Origin of the sequence: Faecalicatena contorta (assembly GCF_021531995.1) — a bacterium.
Classification (GTDB): Bacteria; Bacillota; Clostridia; order Lachnospirales; family Lachnospiraceae; genus Dorea_A; species Dorea_A contorta_A.
Genome location: NZ_JAFBIZ010000056.1, coordinates 1 through 19,011 on the forward strand (window position 1 = coordinate 1; position 19,011 = coordinate 19,011).

Genomic DNA, 19,011 nt, shown 5'->3' on the forward strand with positions numbered 1-19,011 from the left:
ATTATGTAGTGATAAGATAAAAACATAAAAAAGTAACCGGTTACTTTACCGATTACTCATGAAAGGGATAGATGATAATAAGATTTACAGGAGGAGAGAATATGAGAAAGCATCTTATTTCAAGAATGATTGCATCAGGACTTGTGGTTGTAATGACAATGACCATGCTTACCGGATGCAGATTCGGATTTGCCAGTGATCCGGACGATCCGAATGAGGTGGAAGAAAAGGAGCCGATTGATATGTCGGTAGATACATTTTCCTATGACACTTCTTTATCAGGAACAGAGATCACGCTGCTGAACACGAAGGCAGAGATTCAGGTTGCACTGGAAGAGATGGGAAAGGTATTCGAAGAGAAGTCAGGGGTACATGTTGAGGTTATGCCGGTAACGGATGGAGATTCACCGTATACAAAGGTGGTAAGTATGTATAATGCAGGGAGTGCTCCTACACTGGCAATCCTGGATACCACAGATGTCATTGCGCTGGCAGAAGAGAAGGCTGCAGACCTTACGGATGAGCTATGGGTTGCTGAAGCACAGGATTATGTGACAAGAGTGAATGATGCGATCTATAGTTTCCCATTGTGTGTCGAAGGACGTGGGTTAATTTATAATAAAACAGTCATCGAAGATGCTCTGGGAGAGGAGTTTGATCCGGATTCCATTACAACGCTGGATGAATTTGAAGATCTGTTAGAACGGCTGGTGGAAGGTGGAATTGAGAAACCAGTATCTCTTGCAAAAGAAGACTGGTCGCTGGGGGCTCATCACCTGCAGTATATCTATGAAACTTATGACGGTACTTCAGAAGGAGCTGAGGAATGCATTGAGATGATTAAAGATAAAGAGATTGATCTGGAAGAATATGATCGCATGACAGATTTCCTGAATATGTTCGACGTGTTGAAAAAATATAATGTGGCTAAGGGGGATCCGTTGGGAGCAGACTATGATGAGATGGCGATTGACCTTGTGGATGGAAAGACGGCAATCTGGTTCAATGGAAACTGGGCATGGCCGAACATGGAAGAAGCAGGGGCTGATAAAGAGGATGAATATGGATTCCTTCCATATTTTATGACCAATGATCCGAATGATTTTGTTAATACAAAGATCCAGGCATCTCCTTCTAAGCAGATAATGATTGATGGACAGCAGGCATCTGAGAGCGAGCAGGCGGCGGCAAAGGAATTCTTGAACTGGATTGTATACAGTGAGATCGGACAGCAGATGCTGGTAAAGACTTGTAGTATTATTCCGGCTTTTCAGAATAATCCGTATGAGCCGAGTGATCCACTTGCTCGTGACATCTACGAGAAAGTGCACAGCGACAGAGCCTTTAATGCAGCTGCAATCGTGCCGAATGATCATTGGTCTGTGCTGGGAGCTGCTATGCAGAAATATCTGGCAGACAGAAGTGACAGGGAAGAATTGATTGGTTCAATCAAGGACTATTGGAATGAACAGGAATAGAAAAGAGGTATAAGAGATGAGATCAAAAAGTAATGGAAAAGATTTCTGTATATTTGCATTGCCGGGAATGTTCTGCTTCTTTGCAGTCGTTATTGTTCCGTTTGTCTATGGTATCTATCTGACACTGACGGACTGGAATGGTGTTGCACAAGATAAAAACTTTATTGGACTTAAGAATTTTGCCGGAGTTATGAAGGATGTTCAGTTCTGGACATCACTGGTTCTGACGTTCAAGTATGTGATTCTGGTGGTTGTCCTGGTTAATGTGATTGCATTTGCCATTGCGTACCTGCTGACTCGTGGAATCAAGGGACAGAACTTCTTCCGTGCAGGATTTTTTACCCCGAATCTGATCGGTGGTATCGTATTAGGTTACATATGGCAGTTCGTATTTTCAAGAGTATTCGTAAGTGTAGGAGAGAGTACCGGATGGAAATTGTTCGAGGTATCCTGGCTGTCAGATCCTGCGAAAGCATTTGCGGCGCTGGTGTTAGTGTCAGTATGGCAGTTGTCCGGGTACATGATTCTGATTTATGTGGCTGGTTTTATGGGACTGAGTGAGGACGTTATGGAAGCGGCAAGTATTGACGGAGCATCCGGATGGATCAAGATGAAGAATATCGTAATGCCTCTGATGATGTCTTCTGTAACGATCTGTCTGTTCCTGACGTTATCCCGCGCATTCATGGTATATGATCTGAACTTATCTTTAACGGCAGGAGCTCCATACGGAACAACAGAGATGGCAGCAATGCATGTATTTGAGAAAGCCTTCACATCCAGACAGTTTGGAGTAGGCCAGGCAGAAGCCTTGATCCTATTTATTATCGTAGCATGTATTAGCGGTATTCAGGTATATTTGACAAAGAAACAGGAGGTAGAAGCATAATGAGCCGTACAACAATTGGTGGAAATAAAAAACGATTGACCAACATGCTGGCAATGGTGGGACTGGTCATTATCTTTATTGCATATATGTTCCCCTTCCTTATGGTAGTAATCAACTCCCTGAAACAGAAGAGAGATATTATTAAGAGCCCATTTTCCTGGCTGTTTACCATTAAGGGATTATCCTTTGATAACTTTGTTAAGGCGTTTACGCAGATGGATTTCCTGAATGCATTCAAGAATTCTCTGATCATAACAACTTCTGCGACAATACTCGTAACTTTGCTGGCAGCTATGCTTGCATATTATGTTGTTCGCCACAACAACGGAATTTCTAAGATTACATTTGCACTTATGGTAGCATCTATGATTATTCCGTTCCAGGCATTGATGATTCCACTGGTAAGTATCTATGGTGGTATGTTAAATGTTCTGAATCACAGACTTACATTGATTTTCTTACATACAGGATTCTCTATGGCGATGTCCGTGTTCATGTTTCATGGATTTATCAAGGGAAATGTTCCAATCGCACTGGAAGAAGCTGCTTATATTGATGGATGTACACATACGCAGACATTCTTCAAGATTGTATTGCCACTGTTAAAGCCGATTATATCTACGATGGTGATTCTGAATTCACTGGCATTCTGGAATGACTTCCTGCTTCCGTCACTGGTACTGACGGATAAGGAGCTGCTGACACTGCCGTTGTCTACTTATAGCTTCTATGGAACATATTCAGCCGATTATGGTACGATTATGGCTGGTCTGTTATTGTGTGTGGTTCCGATCCTGATTCTGTATGTGGCACTTCAGAAGCAGATTATCGGTGGTGTAGTTGCAGGTGCGGTAAAATAGTTAGGTATCAGATATTACAGGAGAAGATGTAAGTGGGAAATAAAATGGAAGAGAATGAATATAAGCGAAGAATGCAGATTCATGGACGGGAGCTGTATGAAAAATACATGTCGTTATATCAAGATGGTCACAGTTATGAAGAATTATTCCTCGCTATGGAATCATTTTATAAGAACAGACCTGCAGAATTGAAAGAATTGGATGGAAAAAGGGAACAGAATCCGTTCTGGTTCAGAGACAAAAAAATGCTGGGAATGACCATGTATCCAAGTCTGTTCGCGGGAAACCTGAAAGGACTGATCAAGAAACTGGATTATCTGTCAGAACAGAAAATTACATATCTTCATCTGATGCCTCTTTTGAAGATGCCACATCCATATAACGACGGAGGTTATGCAGTGGAAGATTTTCGGACGGTTGACCCAGAGATCGGTACGAATGAGGATCTGGAAACGCTTACGAAAGCATTGAGAGAGAGAGGAATCAGCCTTTGTCTTGACTTTGTCATGAACCATACGGCAGATACACATGAATGGGCAATGCGCGCCAAGGCCGGAGAATGGGAATACATGCAGCGGTATCAGTGTTATGAGAATTATGATATTCCGTCACAATTTGAACAGACGATGCCTCAGGTCTTTCCTGCCACGGCACCGGGAAATTTCACCTGGTGTGAGGAGATGCAAAAATATGTGCTGACGACATTTTATCCCTACCAGTGGGATTTGAATTACCATAATCCAAAAGTATTTAATGAGATGGTGGGAAATATTCTGTATCTGGCAAATCTTGGAGTGGAGATATTCCGGATTGATGCAGTTCCTTATATCTGGAAGGAACTTGGAACGAATTGTAGAAATCTTCCGCAGGTTCACACGATTGTGCGGATGATCAGGATGATTCTGGAGATTGTATGTCCGGGAGTCATCCTGAAAGGCGAGGTCGTTATGGCTCCCAAAGAGCTGCCGGTTTACTTTGGTACGAAAGAAACACCGGAATGTCATATGTTATACGGAGTATCCAGCATGGTCAATCTGTGGGCGGCTTTGGCTACGCAGGATACCAGGCTTTTGAAGCATCAGATGGATGTGATTCACAGTCTTCCGGATAATTGTTACTTTGTCAATTATCTACGCTGTCATGATGATATTGGATGGGGGCTGGATGAAGAACAGGAAAGAAATCTTCTGATTGATCCATTAAGACATAAGGAATATCTGTATCGGTTTTTTGAAGGTACATTTCCGAATAGTTTTGCAAGAGGTGAATTGTACAACTATGATCCGGTCACCCTGGATGCCAGAAGCTGTGGGACAACAGCCAGCCTCTGTGGAATTGAAAAAGGTGGATTCGAGGGAGATGACCGGCAGAAAGCGCAGGGTGTCCAGAGAGTGTTGATGATGCATGCAGCATGCATGAGTCTGAAAGGATTCACGATGTTATCGTCCGGAGATGAGATTGGGCAGGTCAATGACTATGGATATAAGGAGAATCCGGATATTGCTTCAGATAGTCGTTATCTGCACAGAAGTCCTTTCAACTGGGAGAATGCAGAACTCCGAAGAAAAAAAGGCACTGTCCAGAATGAGATCTGGAAAGGGCTTAAGAAGATGGAGCAGATACGAAGGCAGAATCCATGCTTTCGCAATGAGGCTGACGTGACAACCTGGGATACCTGCCAGATATCGGTGTTCGCGATCCGTAGAACATTCAGAAAAAAGGAGATGATCTGCGTTGCCAATTTCTCGGGAGAAGGCAAGATGGCTCAACTTCCGACGCTGAAGGCACAATATGAAGATCTGTTTACCGGAGAAAAAGTGAGCATGCAGTCCTTATGGATGGAACCTTACCAGTATCGTTGGTGTGTCAGGGACGGTGAGTAAAAGATCAGCGTAAGGGCTATATTTTCTTTTTGAAAAGTATTTTAAAATAATATGATAATAAACAGGGATTGTGGAAAAAGATGTTTTGCCACAATCCCTATATTTTATGAACCAATTTTGAAAAAAGATAAATGTGCATGCGAGATGCAGATCCGCAATCATCTGAGACCAATCTGGATAATGGACAATCCTGTGGACATATCTTTTTAACAGGAAGGAGGGGCGAAGTATGGTTATCAGAAATGTATATAAACAATTAGAAGATGGAAAACGGGCAAGGCGGCTGATTTATCTGGCACTGGTCAGGAAATTAAATGAATACAAAGCCAGTGAAAAAGTGTAATGATTCATTATGAATAAGCATGAGAAAGGAGGTGCCCGGATGACTGAGAAGTTTGAAGCGATCTATGTAAGACAATCCAAAGACAAGAAGGATTCTCTGTCTGTGGAAGGACAGATGGAGCGTTGCCGAATGGAATGCAGTCATCCGTCCTCTGCCCTTGTCTATGAAGATCGAGGATTTAGCGGGAAAAATACATCAAGACCTGGTTTCCAGAAAATGCAGCAGGATGTTAAAGAAGGGATAATAAGCAAAATAATTGTGTACCGTCTGGATCGGCTTAGCAGATCTATTCTGGATTTTGGACAATTCTGGGATGTTCTGGATCAGAATCAGGTGGATTTTGTATCGGTGAATGAGAAGTTTGATACCAGTACCCCTATGGGGCGTGCAATGATCTATATTATTATGGTGTTCGCACAGTTAGAAAGAGAAACGATTGCAGAAAGAGTAACAGATAATTATTACACAAGAATCAAGCGTGGAAATTGGCCGGGCGGTACTGCACCGTATGGAATGAAGAATATCAGGATTCAGGATGAGGAAGGAAGGGCTGTTCCATCTCTTGCGTATACGGAGGAATTTGAAATCGTAAAAGAAATCTTTTACCGATATGCCAATGAAGAGGTGTCTTTGGGAGAAATCGGCAGGGATTTGTTACGCCGGAAGATTCCCTGCAAAAAGAGAAAAGCAGGGTGGGATAATGTGGCACTGGCAAGAATCTTACATGCTCCTGTTTATGTACAGGCAGATAAAGACATCTTCCTTTATTATAAAAGTCGAAATATTGGAAAAATATCGAATGGAATAGAAGAATTCAATGGAAACAGTTCGGCTCAGGTTGTAGGAAAAAGAGCCGGTAATGTCCGCAAATATACCAGTATGCAGGATCAGGTTCTGTTCCTGACGAACTTCGAGGGAAAGATTCCTTCTGATATATGGCTCAAATGTCAGTATCGACTGGAGAAAAACCGTCAAATCGGAAATTGGGGGAAAGGAAAAACAACATGGCTTACAGGTCTGCTAAAATGTGGGAACTGCGGTTATTCTCTTACGGTAAGAAAATGGAAGGATAAAAAATACTTATATTGCAGCGGAAGATCCAATTTACACATCTGTGACAAACAGTCATTTTCACAACCGGTGGATGAGTTGGAGGCAGAGGTTCAAAAAGAACTGGAAAAAATACTGAAAGAGTGTAATAAAAACTATGGTCCTGTGGAAATTAATGCTCAAGAAAGAAAGCTGGGAAAAGAACTGCAGGATATAGAGGAAAAAATCCAGAGATTGGTGGGGTGCATGAAGGAAGCTTCTGATGTTTCGATGAAATATATCAACTCAGAACTTGTAAAAATGGATGAGAGAAAAAGAGAACTCATGAAACAGTTTGAGGCCCCGAGGGAAGATACAAAACAGTATTACAAAGGAATTGATTTTGAAAAACTTAACTTTGAAGAAAAGAAGATGACAGCACAGGCTTTTATAGAGAAGATTCGTGTTTATGATGAGGATATTGAGATTATCTGGAAGATATAATTGATTGATAGCTCAACAATTAATCAGATTGCCGGGCTTTGCAGTTGTATCGCCAGTGGATAGTCTGGACTGGAAAGACTATGGAACAGAAAGCATTATTGACACCGTTTTAAATCATAAAGATCTGCAGAATGGTGCTATCATCCTTTGTCATAATGGTGCAAAATACACTGCTCAGGCATTGGAACAGCTTCTGACAGGCCTGGAAGAAAAGGGATATCAGATCATTCCGGTATCAGAGCTGATATATAAAAAGGATTATCACATGGATGTGACCGGGAGGCAGATAAAAAACGAATGATGTGACCGGAGAGGCTATGATTCTCGGAAAAGGTATGGTATAATGAAACAACTCTTGAAAATTTGAAAAGAGAGAGGTTGCGAGATGTATATAACGATAGGGTTGATGGTGCTTTTGGGTCTGCTGTATGGCTATTTTCGGGAGAAGGCAGAAAAAAGAGCGTTGATATTTAAGGCGGCAGCTACTGCAATGGCTGTTTGTGCCGGGATATATGGAGCTTTGATGACGCATCGCTTGGCAGAATGGGTGATTGTATTAGGTTTGATCTGCTGTATGGCAGCAGATGTCATACTTGAAATACAATTTATCAGGGGGGTGTACTTGTTTGGTGCGGCACATCTTTTATTTATCCTGGCATTTTGTCAGAAAGTGGTTCCAACGAAATACACATGGCTGATATTTGGTGGAATCTATCTGTGTGTGTTCCTTATCTTTCGTACCAAGATTGAGACACTCGGAGAGTTTAAAAGTCAGGCTTTTGGGTATTTGGCTGTATTGACAGGAATGGTTGCCATGGCAGTTACAATGTATCTGCATCTGCAGTCGAAGATGGCCTTGTTATATACTATCGGTGCATTCTGTTTCCTGGTATCTGATTGTATCATTGTATGGAGTTTGGTGAAGGAGAGAAAAAAATTGATAGACGGAGTACTGATCCTGATGCTATATTATGCAGCAGTCTATCTGATTGGCAGTGCCGTGTGGATCGCATGATAGAGATATAGATATGAAGACGCACAAGAAATAATTATAATCGAACAGGAATATAACAGAACTGTCGCAAAGTCTGGATGTCATCTATGCGGGACATCCAGACTTTGTGACAGTTCTTTTTTGTATGAATGCATAATATTATAATCGGTTGATTCCATTTTGAAGTTCGTCTGCCCATTTTTGCAGATTGTAAGTCTGTCCGCCGAAAAGCTTCAGAATAACACCAGTAGGATTATCCATTCCGGCGAAAGCATTAGCCTCATCTGTATCTACATGCATGGCAAGTGAAAAGTTTGGGTGGACACGAACGATAACATCTGCAAAGATCAGGGAACGTTCAAAACTGTTCGTGATTACAAAGACATTATCATTATCCTGAACATTCATCTGGATTGCCTGCAGAGGTGTCATGTGAATGTGGCGTTTGGCTACGATTACACCATGATTGAGCGTAAGTGATCCGTTTGGACCGATCAGTGTACAGCCCGGAGTACCTGCAGTGTCTCCGGATTGACGGATCACACCGGGAATTCCAAGCTTACGACAATCCGTAACAGAAATCTCAAGCTGGGTTTCATTACGGAAAGGTCCCAGTATTGCTACATTTTCAAATGTTCCCTTTGGCCCCTGAACGGTAATACGTTCTTCAGATACATATTGGCCCGGCTGGCTTAATTCTGCTTTAAAGGTCAGTTCTTTGCCCTCTCCGAATAAAGTCTCAAAGTCAGCACGGCACATATGAATATGGCGTGCGCTGGTTTCGATTGGAATTGCAACTCCCATGGTATGATTCTGCCTCTCTTTCCCCTAATGTTCATTATGATGTACAACTTCTCTTATTTTAACAGAGTGCAATCGGTTTTTCAACAGGATTCGGATTGACAAAGTAACTTTTTCTAATTATAATTTAAAGGGATTTAATCAACGGCGGTTTCATCAGTGGTATGAGAGCGCCCATTTTTTCTTTATACGGAGGTATGGTAATGAACAATTACACAAGAGAGGATATTCTAAGGATCGTTGAGGAAGAAGACGTAGGATTTATACGTCTGCAGTTTACAGATATTTTCGGAACTATGAAAAACATCGCAATTACGGCCAGCCAGCTGGAGAAGGCGCTGGATAACCAGATTATGTTTGATGGTTCTTCCATTGAGGGATTTGCAAGAGTGGAAGAGTCTGATATGTATCTGTATCCGGATCTGAATACATTTGAGATATTTCCATGGAGACCTCAGCAGGGGAAGGTTGCGAGACTGATCTGTGATGTGCATAAACAGGACGGGACACCTTTTGAAAGTGATCCGAGATATATATTGAAGAAAGTCATCAAAGACGTAAGAGATATGGGATATGAATTTAATGTCGGGCCGGAATGTGAATTTTTCCTGTTTCATACAGATGATGACGGGCTTCCGACGACGCTCTCGCACGAAAGTGCAGGCTATTTTGACCTGGGCCCTCTGGATCTGGGAGAAAATGCAAGGCGTGATATGGTTCTGACTCTGGAAGAGATGGGATATGAGATTGAATCCTCTCATCATGAGGCGGCACCTGCACAGCATGAAATAGATTTCCGATATGATGAAGCTCTGACAACGGCAGATAACATCATGACATTTAAACTGGTTGTTAAGACGATTGCAAAGCGCCATGGGCTGCATGCAACATTTATGCCGAAGCCGAAGTGTGGAATTAATGGATCCGGTATGCATATCAATATGTCTCTTAGCAGAGACGGAATTAATATCTTTCAGGATGCAAAAGGTGAGCATGGGCTCAGCAAGGAGGCTTATTGCTTCATTGGCGGAATTATGAAGCATATGAAAGCAATTACATTTATTACTAACCCGATTGTGAATTCTTATAAAAGGTTGACTCCGGGTTATGAAGCACCGGTGTATATTGCATGGTCAGTGAAGAATCGGACTCCATTGATTCGTATCCCGGGAAACAGGGGAGAATACACGAGAGTGGAACTGCGCAATCCGGATCCGTCTGCTAATCCATATCTGGCATTGGCGGTCTGCCTGGCAGCAGGAATCGATGGTATTAAGCAGGGAATTATGCCTCCGAAGAGTGTGAACCGCAACATTTACGAGATGACAGAAGAAGAAAGAAAAATCTTTGGAATCGATAAGCTTCCGGGAAGTCTGAGAGAAGCAGCAAAAGAATTCGAGAAGGATTCTTTTATTCAGGAAGTTCTGGGTGAAGATCTGTCCAGAAAATATGTTGACGCAAAGACAAAAGAGTATCAGGAGTACCGTATTCAGGTAACGGAATGGGAATTGAATAAGTATTTGCATCTGTTGTAATCAATAATCGCAGAGGAAGAGAATAACGAGGAGGTGTCAGTTTGACTGGTGTTATCGTTGGATTTCCTAACAAAGATAATGCAGCCAATATTCGAAACCTGCTGGTCCGTGGCGGCATTGAGGTAATAGGTGTATGTACGACCGGAGCGCAGATCATGCACTATGCTGATACAGTGGATGAAGGAGTTGTAGTATGTGGATATAAGCTGAAAGATATGATGTATACAGAGCTTCGAGAATATCTTCCGAATTCGTTCGAGATACTGCTGATTACATCACCTGCCAAATGGAGTGAAGGCTCTGTAGAGGGTGTGGTCGGACTGTCGATGCCGATCAAAGTATATGATCTTATGAACACCATGGATATGATGCTCAGGACGGTAGAACGAAGGAGAAAAAAGCGTAAGCAGGAAAAGAAAAACCGCAATCCTGAACAACAGGAGATGATCAAAAAAGCGAAGGAATTGCTGATGGCCCGCAATCATATGTCAGAAAGCGAGGCACACAGATATCTTCAGAAGCACAGCATGGATAATGGAACAAATATGGTGGAAACAGCGGAAATGGTGTTAAGCATTATGAATGAGTAGGAAAAGGAGAACATAGATATGAAATTTACGAAAATGCATGGCTTAGGCAATGATTATGTCTATGTCAATGGATTTCAGGAAAAGATAGAAAATCCATCCGAAGTGGCAAAATATGTGAGCGACCGGCATTTTGGAATTGGTTCGGATGGGTTGATTCTGATTAATCCGTCCAAGGTTGCTGATTTTGAAATGGAAATGTACAATGCAGATGGATCCCGTGGTGAGATGTGTGGAAATGGCATTCGCTGTGTGGCAAAATATGTATACGATTATGGATTGACAGATCAGACCCAGATCTCGGTAGAGACGCTGGGAGGAATTAAGTATCTGGATCTGACTGTGCAGGATGGAAAAGTGGTACTGGTAAAAGTAGATATGGGAAGTCCGATTCTGAAGCCGGAATGTATTCCGATCCAGGCGTCCGGGGACATGGTAGTGAATGAGCCGATTGTAGCAGGCCGGATGGAGTATCGCATGACAGGTGTGTCGATGGGCAATCCGCATGCAGTTGTGTACATGGATAATATTCAGGATTTGGACATCGAGAGAATCGGACCCTTGTTCGAGAATCATGATAGGTTTCCAAAACGAATCAATACAGAATTTGTAAGATTTGTAGACAGGCATACACTGGAGATGCGTGTGTGGGAGCGTGGATCCGGAGAGACTATGGCATGTGGAACCGGAGCGTGTGCGGTGGCAGTTGCAAGCGTTCTGAACGGACTCACGGAAGAGAAGGTCACAGTTCGTCTGTTGGGCGGTGACCTGCAGATTGAGTGGGACAGAGAGAAGGATACAGTCTATATGACAGGTCCGGCAACGACGGTGTTTGATGGTGAAATAGATATTACGGGCATAGGTTCCGGAAAATAAACAAAGAGAAGGAGAAGAACAGATGTTTAAAGTGAATCAGGATTATCTGAAATTACCAGGAAGTTATTTGTTTTCAACAGTTGCGAGAAAACAGAGAGAATATCAGGCGGCGCACCCGGAAAAGGATATTATCCGACTGAGTATCGGAGATGTAACACAGCCGCTTGCACCGGTGATTATTGATGCACTGCACAGTGCAGTGGAAGAAATGGCGCATGCAGAGACGTTCCGCGGATATGCACCGGATCTTGGATATGAATTTTTAAGAAGTGCGATGGCAAAGAATGATTTCCAGGCCAGAGGCTGCGATATTCAGGCCGATGAGATTTTTATTTCGGACGGAGCAAAGGGCGATTCCGGAAATATTCAGGAGATTTTCTCCAGAGATAATAAGATTGCGGTATGCGATCCGGTGTATCCGGTATATGTAGACACGAATGTTATGGCAGGCCGTACCGGAACTTATGATCCGGTTGCTGAGACATGGAGTGATGTGATCTATATGCCGTGTACGAAAGAAACGAATTTTGCACCGGAGCTTCCAAAAGAGACACCAGATATCATTTATCTGTGTTTCCCGAATAATCCGACCGGTTCTACGATTACAAAAGCGCAGCTGCAGGAATGGGTAGATTATGCCAATAAGGTTGGAGCGGTAATCATCTATGATGCAGCATACGAAGCATATATATCTGAAGAAGATGTTCCACACTCTATCTATGAATGCGAAGGAGCCAGAACCTGCGCAATCGAGCTTCGAAGCTTTTCCAAAAATGCTGGATTTACAGGTGTCAGACTTGGTGCAACCATCATTCCGAAAGATCTGAAGGATGGCGATGTAACGCTTCATTCTCTGTGGGCAAGACGTCATGGTACGAAATACAACGGAGCACCGTATATTGTTCAGAAAGCCGGCGAGGCTGTATATTCTGAGGAAGGAAAATCGCAGCTGAAAGAACAGGTTGCATACTACATGAATAACGCAAAGATTATCAAAGAAGGTCTTAAAGATGCAGGATACAATGTATCCGGTGGAGTGAATGCTCCTTATATCTGGCTGGAGACTCCGAAGGGTATGACTTCCTGGGATTTCTTTGATTATCTGCTGGATAAGGCCAATGTAGTCGGAACTCCTGGTTCCGGATTCGGTCCAAGTGGAGAAGGATATTTCCGACTGACAGCATTCGGTTCTTATGAGAATACAGTTGCTGCAATTGAGAGAATCAAGCGCATGTAGAGCATCTACAGAGGATAGAGATAAGGGTAATATGGCAGGGATACGACCGGGGAATGAAGATTCCGGGACGTATCTCTGCTGTTTCTATTCTATAGAACCTTCGTTTCTCTGCAAACTTTCACCTGAAGCTCGGTAATGTGTTCGGATACATCAGCGGACTGATGAATGTCGATCCACAGAAGCTCAAGTATCGGTCCGTCGAATCGGAGTCGATGCGTAGAGGCATAATCAACCAGGAGCGGATAATAGGTCTGATGCTGGTGAGAATCTCCGTGATAGCAGACTGAAAGATAAGTTCCGGCGTCAAATACAGACGATCCCTTTGCATCGATGATAAAAGCACCTTCATAATTCTGATATTGACCGGAACTTGCCTGATCAAGCGGCAGCAGGGATCCGATCCGGTTATTCCCGATGATGTACAGATTCTTTTTATCCTTGTTCAGTAATTGCTTGATCAGCATATCCATCTCTTCGTCTGTGTGAAATGGATGATGGATCATATGGCATCTTCGCACCGGAAACTCTTTTTGCTGGACAATGTCAAGTGGTTGGCTGACGGCTTCTTCCAGTGTATGAAGTCGTTCGGTAACATTTTCGTGGAGTTCCTTCAGTTCCAGGATACGGTCTTCGATGACCGAAAGTTCTTCTTCGAGAAGTTTATGCGTGTTATCTATGTTTCTCGACTCCATATACGCCTGAATCTTTTCCATTGGAAATCCGAGTTTACGCAGGTCACGGATGACATTCAGACGCCAGAGATCATTGAGCGTATACAGACGATAATCGTTGGTACCGCGACATGGAGTTAACAGCCCCAGCTTTTCGTAGTAGCGAAGAGAATCCGGACCTATATTATATAGCTTGGAAATTTCTCCGATTTTATAGAATTGTTTCATAGCATGCAATCCTTTCGTGTGATTTTTAAGATTAAAAAATGTTCTTGACCTTAGTATTATACCAAGGTTTAGACTGAGAAGGAAGAAAAAAGAGAAGAAGAGAGGTTTTAGTGTGAGACTTGAAGGAAAGTCTTTGAAAAGTGATTTTTTGAAGTTTATTATCCCATCTATAATTGCACAGTGGGTCTTTTCACTGTATACGATGGTAGATGGAATCTTTGTTGCCAGAGGGGTATCGGAAGTTGCGCTGACAGCGGTGAACATCTCTATGCCGTTTACGACGGGACTGTTTTCCATATCTATCCTGTTTGCGGTAGGAAACTCAACGATTGTAGCGATCCTGCTGGGTCAGGGAGATCGTAAGAGGGCCAATGAAGTCTTTACGCAGAATGTGGTGGTACTGTGTGTACTTTCGTTATTGATTACAACACTCGTACTGACGTTTCTGGAGCCATTTGCCAGATTTCTGGGTGCAACCGACAATATTCTTCCATATGCAAAAGAATATATCGGTACAATAGCGCCGTTTGCGATTGCATATACCTTGTCTTATTCGTTTGAAACTTTGATAAAGACGGATGGATATCCAAAGCTTGCGACGATATATGTCACATTAGGTGCAGTGCTTAACTGTATTCTGGATTATCTGATGGTGATGGTATGGCACTGGGGAGTGAGGGGAGCAGCACTGGCGACCGGAATTTCTCAGGTGTCTGTGATTGTTCTGTATCTGTGGCACTTTCTGGGGGCAAAAGGAACGATCAAGTTTGCAAAGTTTCATTTTCAACTTTCGGTTGTCGGACGGCAGATTCGGAATGGAATGTCTTCCGGAGTGACAGAGTTTTCCAGTGGTATTATTATCTTCTTTTTTAATCAGGCGATTTTGCGTTATATCGGAGAATATGCACTGGTAAGCTATACGATCATATCTTATGTAAATATGATTGTTGTGATGTCTATGGCGGGTATTGCACAGGGATCACAGCCTCTGATCAGCTATTATTATGGAAAGAATGAACCGAAGAAATACAAAAAGCTTCTGAAATATGGTCTGGCAGCAGCGGCAGCAGGCTCGGTTGCTGCGGTAATTGGATGTTATCTGGGCGCCGGGGGAATTGTGTCATTGTTCTTGGATGCCAAAGAGAGTGTGCTGGCAGAATATTCGGTCAGGGTATTTCGAATCTTTATTCTGTCGTTTCTGCTTGCGGGATATAACGTTGTGATCGGTGGGTATTTTACATCCGTGGAGAAGGCGGGATTTGCGACAACGATATCCCTGACAAGAAGTCTGATTGCACTGGTTGCCAGTCTTGTGTTTTTGACTGCGATATTTGGCGGAGAAGCCATCTGGTGGGCGCCGGTGATTGCTGAGAGTATATGCCTTGTCATGTCGCTCGGAATGTATCGGTGGTATGCCAGCCGCCGATAGATGACAGGACCATATGTGAGGTTAATGACGGAATTATGAGAAAAATAGAGAAAATATGAAAAATATATAATTTAGGGTTGACTTTTTGAAAAAAGCAGGTATAATAATATTTGTTCGCTGAACAAACCACAAACCAATGCGGATTGGTGTAATGGCAGCACAGCAGACTCTGACTCTGTTAGTAGAGGTTCGAGTCCTCTATCCGTAGTTCCTTGGCAGGGGCGCCGGATGCTTTCTTTAAAGAGCATCCGGTTATCTAATATCGGAGTGTGGCTCAGCTTGGTAGAGCGCTACGTTCGGGACGTAGAGGCCGCGTGTTCGAATCACGTCACTCCGACTGGAACAAAGAAAACCACAAAGCTTATATTTTAAGCTTTGTGGTTTTTTTGCGCTATAGGTATCTTTATTACAATAATAAATATCTATAAATAGATATTTATTATTGTAATAATTGATTTCTCAAAGCGAGATTGTTTTGGTAGAATAATAATACATACAACGATAAGCAGGATTTATGGATGTCAGGAGAAAAAGAAATGGCGAATAAGGGAAACGATAAAGTCGAAAAGAGCAGTGAGCAGAAACTGACGAAACAGCAGTTGCGCGAGTTGGAAGAAGCTGAGAAATCAACATTCCAGGTTTGGATGGACAGATTGATTCTCGTGCTTCCCATTTTTTGTGGATTATTTGCAATCTGGGAATACTGGGAAATCCCGAATAACAGCCCGAATAAGCACCCATATACTTATGTGGGAGTTCTTGTTGTATTTATGGTGGTTTATGCGATTTATGGAATCATTTGTTTTGTAAAAAAACTCAAGGGGAATAAAGCCTGGCTTGATATGGTTCGTTACAGAGCACCTTTGTTTTCGGCATTGTTTTTACTTCTCGCAGCATATGATTATCTTACTTTGAAGACAGGGATTCTGACACAGCCATTTGTGCCTTGTATGAATGCAATTTTGAATATCGCATGGGAAGACCGGGCATACATTCTGGTTTGTACACTGCACACACTGAGACTTTTGTTTTTGGGTTATTTTATCGGCGTATTCCTTGGACTTATTACGGGAATTACGTGTGGGTACTCTGAAAAAGTTCGTTACTGGGTTACACCTGTGATTAAGTTCCTGGGTCCAATTCCTACATCTACATGGATTCCTATTATTATGGTAGTGGCAACTTCGCTCTTCAAAGGTGCGGTTTTCGTAATCGGACTTGGGTCCTGGTTTGCAGTGACAGTTGCTTCTATGACGGGCATACAGAATGTGGATAAGGATTATTTTGAAGCTGCGAGAACACTGGGAGCATCGGAAAGACAGCTTGTATTTCGCGTAGCAATTCCCCATGCAATGCCATCGATTCTTCAGGGATGTACACAGGCAATGAGTTCTGCATGTGTTGCAATCATGATTGCAGAGATGATGGGGGTTAAGGCAGGTCTTGGATGGTATATGACATGGGCAAAATCCTGGGCAGCTTATGATAAGATGTTTGCCGCACTTTTTGTAATTTGTTTCATTTTTACAATTGTGACTAAAGGATTAGATCTGATCAAGCGCCGTGTACTTAGATGGCAGAATGGAATGGTGAAATAAAATAATGGCAGGACATAACATAACGTTAAAATTAGATAAAGTATCAAAAAGTTTTGCGAAAATAGAGAATGATGATGTTACGCATGCATTGTCAGATGTCAGTCTTACGATGACAGGAGGAGAATTTATTAGTCTGGTTGGTCCATCAGGATGTGGAAAGTCAACCATTCTCAGACTTGTTGCCGGGCTGATCAAGCCTACGACAGGTACACTGACAGTAGATGGAAAGGAGATTACAGAGCCTTCGCCGGAGAGAGGAATGGTGTTTCAGAAACCGACATTATTTCCATGGCTGACAGTGGAAAAAAATATAGGATTCAGTCTTGAAATGCAAGGCAAATTAAAAAAACATGATGAAAAAGTTGAACGTATGTTAAAAGTAATCGGATTAGAAGGTTTTCGTGATGATTATCCGGGACAATTATCGGGAGGTATGGCGCAGAGAGTTGCGCTTGTCAGATCTCTGATCAATGAGCCGGATATCCTTCTATTGGATGAACCTTTGGGAGCACTGGATGCATTTACCCGTATGAATATGCAGGATGAGATTCTTCGTATGTGGGCGGAGAATAAACAGCTTGCGATTATGGTTACACATGATGTGGATGAGGCTATTTATATGGGGACAAGAGTGATTGTTCTGGATGCAAATCCAGGTCGTGTGGTTGCAGATATTAAAGTAGATGAGCCTTATCCGAGAGATAGATCATCCAAAGCATTTATCGGGTATCGTAATGAAATCCTGGAGAGACTTCATTATGCCGGGGAGCGTGCATCTGATTAATGACTAAGATCTTAATATTGGAGAAAGTCGCGACCTCTGATATTTAAGATAGATGTAACAAAGAAATGTAATAAAGGAGAAAAAGTGTATGAAATCAATGAAGTTGAAACGTCTTTTTGCGGCTCTTCTTGTTGGAACAATGGTGGTTTCACTTGCGGCTTGTGGGGAACAAGGCGAACAGAAAGAAGATACAGCACAGGAAGAGACAAGTGAAGACGCACAGATCGAACGTCCGGAACTGGTATCTGAAGAAGATTGGGAGGCAATGCAGAAAGAGCCAGTGTTTGGCACAGAGATTAATTATCTTTTTAATGGTGGCGCATGTGTGTCCGCGAAGTACCTGGCTGAAGAACTTGGATATTATCAGGATTATGGAATTAATGCTACTTATGTAGAAGGAGATTCTGTAGTTAACACAGTTGGTACAGGTAAATGTATGTGGGGTACAGATCATATAGCAACAATGCTTGTTCCAATTACAAACGGAGTTAATATGACATTTGTATGTGGTTCACACATGGGATGTAAATCAGTTTATGTATTTAATGACAGCGAAATAGAAGATTCAGAGGATCTTGTTGGTAAGACAATTGCTATTCATGATGGTATTGGAAACTCTGACCAGAATATTATTTACCGTATGCTTGATGCAGATGGAATTGATCCTACAACAGAAGTAGAATACTCCAATATTGAAGACAGTGCAGCTACAGTGGCAGCAATGGAAAGTGGAGAAGTTGATGCAGCAATCTTTTCTGATTATTTTGTAATCGCTAATTACAAAGATCAGATGCGTAAAGTTTGCTCTATTACTCCGGTTGATGGTTTTGAAGGTGAAGTTTGTTGTGTAACAGCTATGAATAATGATTTCATCAAAGAAAATCCAATTCATGCAAAATATGTTACAATGGCAATTAAGCGTGCAGGACAGTATGCTCGTCTTCATCCAGAAGAAGCTATACAGATTATGTATGATACAGATAAAATGACAGGTGAAGAAGCTGATCAGCTTGAGTTCTGGAATACTCTGTACTTTGGTCTTTCTGATGCAATAACAGAGCAGGCTCTTGAAAATATTGCTGCTGATTATATCAGACTTGGTGTTATCACGGCAGATGACATGACACCTGAGAAAGTTATGGATCTTGCATGGACAAATGTTTGCCCGGATGAAGAGGTTCCAGATCTCACGGTAGGTGATACGATTGATGTAGAAGGACGTACAGTTCCTGTAGAGCAGAGAGCTGAATAATCAGGAAAAGTCTTATATCTTATATTATAAAAG

16 protein-coding genes, 2 tRNA genes and 1 pseudogene are annotated in these 19,011 nt (G+C 42.3%); 17 read left to right on the forward strand and 2 right to left on the reverse strand.

The features are described 5' to 3' along the window. The first annotated feature begins 101 nt into the window (after positions 1-101). From JQM82_RS08790 to JQM82_RS08820, 7 genes and pseudogenes are all read left to right on the forward strand, one after another. Positions 102-1,478, forward strand: coding sequence for an ABC transporter substrate-binding protein (locus JQM82_RS08790; RefSeq protein WP_235249763.1), 1,377 nt, complete (start codon positions 102-104; stop codon positions 1,476-1,478). Between the two features lie 16 nt (positions 1,479-1,494). Further along, positions 1,495-2,367, forward strand: coding sequence for a carbohydrate ABC transporter permease (locus JQM82_RS08795; RefSeq protein ID WP_235249764.1), 873 nt, complete (start codon positions 1,495-1,497; stop codon positions 2,365-2,367). Further along, a complete protein-coding gene (locus tag JQM82_RS08800) occupies positions 2,367-3,227 on the forward strand; it encodes a carbohydrate ABC transporter permease (RefSeq protein ID WP_235249765.1) in 861 nt (286 codons plus the stop codon). The genes JQM82_RS08795 and JQM82_RS08800 overlap by 1 nt, the downstream gene beginning before the upstream one ends. A 32-nt stretch (positions 3,228-3,259) precedes the next feature. Further along, entirely contained in the window at positions 3,260-5,110 is a 1,851-nt protein-coding gene (locus tag JQM82_RS08805) for an amylosucrase (RefSeq protein ID WP_235249767.1), read from the forward strand. Positions 5,111-5,492: 382 nt separating this feature from the next. After that, positions 5,493-6,986: a recombinase family protein gene (locus JQM82_RS08810; protein WP_235249768.1), complete on the forward strand. Its 1,494-nt coding sequence runs from the start codon at positions 5,493-5,495 to the stop codon at positions 6,984-6,986. 55 nt (positions 6,987-7,041) lie between these two features. Then, positions 7,042-7,287 (forward strand): annotated as a pseudogene (locus JQM82_RS08815) (polysaccharide deacetylase family protein); the annotation flags it as partial. A gap of 84 nt (positions 7,288-7,371) precedes the next feature. Then, complete coding sequence (locus JQM82_RS08820; protein WP_235249769.1) at positions 7,372-8,001, forward strand: lysoplasmalogenase; 630 nt, start codon at positions 7,372-7,374, stop codon at positions 7,999-8,001. Positions 8,002-8,139: 138 nt separating this feature from the next. Here JQM82_RS08820 and JQM82_RS08825 read toward each other — a convergent pair whose 3' ends face one another. After that, positions 8,140-8,784 carry a PduL/EutD family phosphate acyltransferase gene (locus tag JQM82_RS08825; RefSeq protein WP_235249770.1) on the reverse strand — a complete coding sequence of 215 codons (645 nt, stop codon included), beginning with the start codon at positions 8,782-8,784 and terminating at the stop codon, positions 8,140-8,142. Positions 8,785-8,984: 200 nt separating this feature from the next. Between JQM82_RS08825 and JQM82_RS08830 the strand changes: the two genes are divergently transcribed. The 4 genes from JQM82_RS08830 to JQM82_RS08845 are packed head-to-tail and all read left to right on the forward strand — an operon-like array spanning position 8,985 to position 13,016. Then, positions 8,985-10,316 carry a glutamine synthetase family protein gene (locus tag JQM82_RS08830; RefSeq protein WP_235249771.1) on the forward strand — a complete coding sequence of 444 codons (1,332 nt, stop codon included), beginning with the start codon at positions 8,985-8,987 and terminating at the stop codon, positions 10,314-10,316. A gap of 41 nt (positions 10,317-10,357) precedes the next feature. Further along, positions 10,358-10,906 (forward strand): ANTAR domain-containing response regulator, encoded by a 549-nt coding sequence (locus tag JQM82_RS08835; protein WP_235249772.1) that lies wholly within the window; start codon positions 10,358-10,360, stop codon positions 10,904-10,906. A gap of 18 nt (positions 10,907-10,924) precedes the next feature. Continuing rightward, positions 10,925-11,779, forward strand: a complete 855-nt coding sequence (dapF, locus tag JQM82_RS08840; RefSeq protein ID WP_235249773.1) for a diaminopimelate epimerase — start codon at positions 10,925-10,927, stop codon at positions 11,777-11,779. Positions 11,780-11,801: 22 nt separating this feature from the next. Beyond that, on the forward strand, positions 11,802-13,016 hold the full coding sequence (locus tag JQM82_RS08845) for an LL-diaminopimelate aminotransferase (protein WP_235249775.1): 1,215 nt from the start codon (positions 11,802-11,804) through the stop codon (positions 13,014-13,016). 89 nt (positions 13,017-13,105) lie between these two features. Here JQM82_RS08845 and JQM82_RS08850 read toward each other — a convergent pair whose 3' ends face one another. Beyond that, positions 13,106-13,915 (reverse strand): MerR family transcriptional regulator, encoded by an 810-nt coding sequence (locus tag JQM82_RS08850; protein WP_235249776.1) that lies wholly within the window; start codon positions 13,913-13,915, stop codon positions 13,106-13,108. Positions 13,916-14,027: 112 nt separating this feature from the next. Between JQM82_RS08850 and JQM82_RS08855 the strand changes: the two genes are divergently transcribed. The 6 genes from JQM82_RS08855 to JQM82_RS08880 all read left to right on the forward strand — a co-directional run bounded on the left by JQM82_RS08855 (position 14,028) and on the right by JQM82_RS08880 (position 18,978). Further along, on the forward strand, positions 14,028-15,344 hold the full coding sequence (locus JQM82_RS08855) for an MATE family efflux transporter (RefSeq protein ID WP_235249777.1): 1,317 nt from the start codon (positions 14,028-14,030) through the stop codon (positions 15,342-15,344). A 137-nt stretch (positions 15,345-15,481) separates the two neighbouring features. Continuing rightward, positions 15,482-15,552: transfer RNA gene (locus tag JQM82_RS08860), tRNA-Gln, on the forward strand. A 55-nt stretch (positions 15,553-15,607) separates the two neighbouring features. Next, positions 15,608-15,681: transfer RNA gene (locus JQM82_RS08865), tRNA-Pro, on the forward strand. 199 nt (positions 15,682-15,880) lie between these two features. Continuing rightward, entirely contained in the window at positions 15,881-16,942 is a 1,062-nt protein-coding gene (locus tag JQM82_RS08870; RefSeq protein ID WP_235249778.1) for an ABC transporter permease, read from the forward strand. 4 nt (positions 16,943-16,946) lie between these two features. Then, a complete protein-coding gene (locus JQM82_RS08875; protein ID WP_235249779.1) occupies positions 16,947-17,726 on the forward strand; it encodes an ABC transporter ATP-binding protein in 780 nt (259 codons plus the stop codon). 88 nt (positions 17,727-17,814) lie between these two features. Then, positions 17,815-18,978, forward strand: coding sequence for an ABC transporter substrate-binding protein (locus JQM82_RS08880; protein ID WP_235249780.1), 1,164 nt, complete (start codon positions 17,815-17,817; stop codon positions 18,976-18,978). Positions 18,979-19,011: the final 33 nt, after the last annotated feature.